Origin of the sequence: Streptomyces sp. NPDC002573 (genome assembly GCF_042889625.1) — a bacterium.
In the GTDB taxonomy this organism is placed as follows: domain Bacteria; phylum Actinomycetota; class Actinomycetes; order Streptomycetales; family Streptomycetaceae; genus Streptomyces; species Streptomyces gibsoniae.
This window is the reverse complement of record NZ_JBIARC010000211.1, coordinates 1-2,901: the sequence shown is the minus strand read 5'-3', so window position 1 is coordinate 2,901 and position 2,901 is coordinate 1. Positions and strand designations below refer to the sequence as shown.

At 68.7% G+C, this 2,901-nt stretch carries 2 protein-coding genes and 1 pseudogene; 1 reads left to right on the top strand and 2 read right to left on the bottom strand.

Going from position 1 to position 2,901, the window contains the following annotated elements; translation table 11 throughout:
- Nucleotides 1–213 precede the first annotated feature (213 nt).
- Entirely contained in the window at nucleotides 214–1,677 is a 1,464-nt protein-coding gene (locus ACFYX0_RS47255) for an NF041680 family putative transposase (protein ID WP_388981898.1), read from the top strand.
- Between the two features lie 26 nt (nucleotides 1,678–1,703).
- Here ACFYX0_RS47255 and ACFYX0_RS47250 read toward each other — a convergent pair whose 3' ends face one another.
- A complete protein-coding gene (locus ACFYX0_RS47250; RefSeq protein ID WP_388981895.1) occupies nucleotides 1,704–1,865 on the bottom strand; it encodes a helix-turn-helix domain-containing protein in 162 nt (53 codons plus the stop codon).
- Between the two features lie 21 nt (nucleotides 1,866–1,886).
- Nucleotides 1,887–2,901, bottom strand: a pseudogene (locus ACFYX0_RS47245) (hypothetical protein); the annotation flags it as partial.

The window sequence follows — 2,901 nt, the reverse complement described above, 5'->3', positions numbered from 1 at the left end:
GCTCCGCATGCTCATCCGACGCTCGACAAGCCGCTACCGCTGGGATGGTCGCCCCACCACCCGACGCCTCAAGTGATCCATTTGCCGGTCGGTCTTAACCTCGGCAAGATCGTTTCTTGTCGGAGTTTGTCGTGAGTCGTGACAGCAGGGCGGCCACCCGTCACCTTCAGAGTGCTGAGTCCGTGAAGGGGGAGGGTGGCCGTGGGTCCGACTATGCCAGGGCTGGCCGCGGTGGTCGAGGGTGAGGCGGCGGCCCGGAGGCGATTGACCGCGTTCCGAAAGGGCCTGTACCAGTGTCTGTGCCGGCGTGCGGATGCCTTGTTCGAGCTGGTCGATGCGGTGCTGACCGCGCCGGGCCGGGTGGGTTCGCTGGTGGAGCTCTCGGAAGTGAACGCGTTCCGGCGTGGGCATGGCGCTTTGTATGACGCGCTGGCCTGCGGGATGGTCGATACCGGTGCGCTGCGGGGACTGCTGGCGGGTTCCTGGGAGCCGGTAGATGACGGGCCGTTGAAGATCGCGGTGGATGTCTCGCCGTGGCCTCGTCCGGACGCGGCGACCAGCGCGGAGCGGTGCCACTGTTATACGGCCTGTCGTTGCGACGGTTCACGCAAGACGATCCCGGGCTGGCCGTATTCCTTCGCGGCCGGTCTGGAGTGGGGTGCGAACTCGTGGACGGTGCTGCTGGACGCAGTCAGGATTGGCCCGGACGACGACGCCACATTGGTGACGGTACGACAAGTCACCCGTGTGGTTGAGCAGTTGATGGGCATCAGTCTGCTCACTGACCGACCTGCTCCGGTGTTCGTGTTCGACTCGGGCTATGACCTGAGCCGGATCAGCTACCTGACCAGCCGGGAGGGTCTGGCGGTACAGGTACTGGGAAGAGTCCGCTCAGACCGGGTGTTCTACGGCGCGGCGTCGGCGTGCCGCCGGGACGGCAAACCGGGGCGGCCGCCCCGGCACGGAGAGCGGTACCCGCTCAAGGAATGGGCCAGCTGGCCGGCACCGGACGAGCAGTTGCACGCCGACAGCCCTCGTTACGGAAAGGTCGAAGTCAGTGCCTGGCACGGGCTGCATCAAAAGCTCGGGCGCCAAGGCGGCTGGGCACATCTGCCCGCGAGGGACGAGTTACCCATCGTGGCAGGCACCTTGGTCCGCATCCACGTCGAGCATCTGCCAGGCAACCGGACCCCCGAGGACGTATGGCTGTGGCACACCGCCCCCGCCGGAACCGCCTTCGACCTCGACCTGCTGTGGAAGACCTACCTACGCCGATTCGATCTTGAACACACCTTCAAAACCCTCAAGACACTTCTGGGCTGGACGCTCCCGCAGATCCGCACTCCCGCCCAGGGCGATCGATGGACCTGGCTCATCCTGGCCGCCCACACCCAGCTCCGTCTCGCCCGCCACCTGGCCCCTGACCTCCGCCGCCGCTGGGAGAAACCCCTCCCCGCCCACCGGGCCCTCACGCCCGGACGCGTCCACCGAGGTTTCGCCCACCTGCGACGCCTCATGGGAACCCCGGCCAGAAAGCCGAAACCCACCACACCCGGCCCCGGACGCCCACCCGGCAGCACCCGACCATGCCGCACCCGCCACCCAGTGGGGAAGAAGACCCCAACGCCCAAGAAAAGCAAGACCACTCCGGCCCGTGAAACAGGGCAGAACGGTTAAAAGTAAAGCTAAGTTGACACTCCCTTTCACCGCTTCTGCCTGGCGGGCGGAGGTCGCCCCGACGGCCCCTTGGACCGCAGCGCCTCCACGCCGGCCTCCCGCCACCGGGCATGCCAGGCATAAGCAGACTTCCGGGAGACCCGTAATCGCCGCGCGACCTGCGACGGCGCGATCCCTTGCGCGAACAACCGGTTGTGGCGGGCGGGAGTTCAGGGCTGCAGGCGACAGCCGCTGGCTGTCCACAGGCTCTGGAAGGCGTCCTGCCAGGGCCATCGGGTGGGGAGGTGGGAGGTCAGCGTGCGCGCGGCGGTGGCCAATCGGGCCGGGACGGCTATCAGTTGGCGGCGGATTGTGCCGGTGCGGGCCTTTGCGTGGAAGGCGGACGCCAGGCAGCCCAGGGCGCGGGTGAGGTTGTGGGCGAGCACGGCCGGGGTGAGCCACGTGGCGTTCGCGGTGTACTTCCCCGACGGCGGGTGCGCGAGCGCGGAGTCCTCGAGGTCGGCGAAGACCTGCTCCACGACAGCGTGCGCCCGGTGGATCTTCTCCGCTTCCACGAGCGGGAAGGGCGTGTCCGCGAAGGCCGCGTGGAACCGGTAGACCTTGAACAACTCGCCCGGGCCGTCCCGGGGCGTGGGCGTCGCCCAGCCGCTTGACGCGCCGGACCAGCAGCCGGGCGGTGACGCGGTGCTTCTTGGCCTTGCCGGTGAACGCGGTGTACTCGACCTCGGCGACCTCCGCGTGCGAGATCCACCGTTCCTCGTCCGCGTCCCAGATCGCCTTGGGGTACTTGACCGGCGTCCAGGCGGTCTCGGGGATGGTCGCGATGGCCTGATGGACCTTCTTGCGCTGAGCGACGGCCAGGGAGAACCTCGCCCCGGCGCGGCGGCAGGCCGCCCCGTCTTGTGGGAGAAGGACGCCGAGTCGGCCCGCACGACGATCGTGCCGGTGGCACCCATGGCCCGCACCGCGCGGATCGCCTCGGCGATCAGGCTCGCCGCGCCCTTGGCGGAGCCCGCCGAGCCCTTCCGCAGCCGGGAGGCCACGATCACTGGGGCGGCCAGCGGGGTGGAGGCGGTCACGATCTGGAAGTGCAGGCCGCGGACCTTGGTGTAGCCGTGCTCGGCACCCTGCTTGCCGGCCCCGTAGACCTGCTTGACCTTGGAGTCGATGTCCAGGTGGACGACCTGGTCGGATCCGGGCAGCAGTCGGCAGTGCACCGCGAGG

Coding starts and splice junctions, on each gene's coding strand:
- ACFYX0_RS47255 (WP_388981898.1), top strand. CDS start 214: ATGCCAGGGCTGGCCGCGGTGGTCGAGGGTGAGGCGGCGGCCCGGAGG.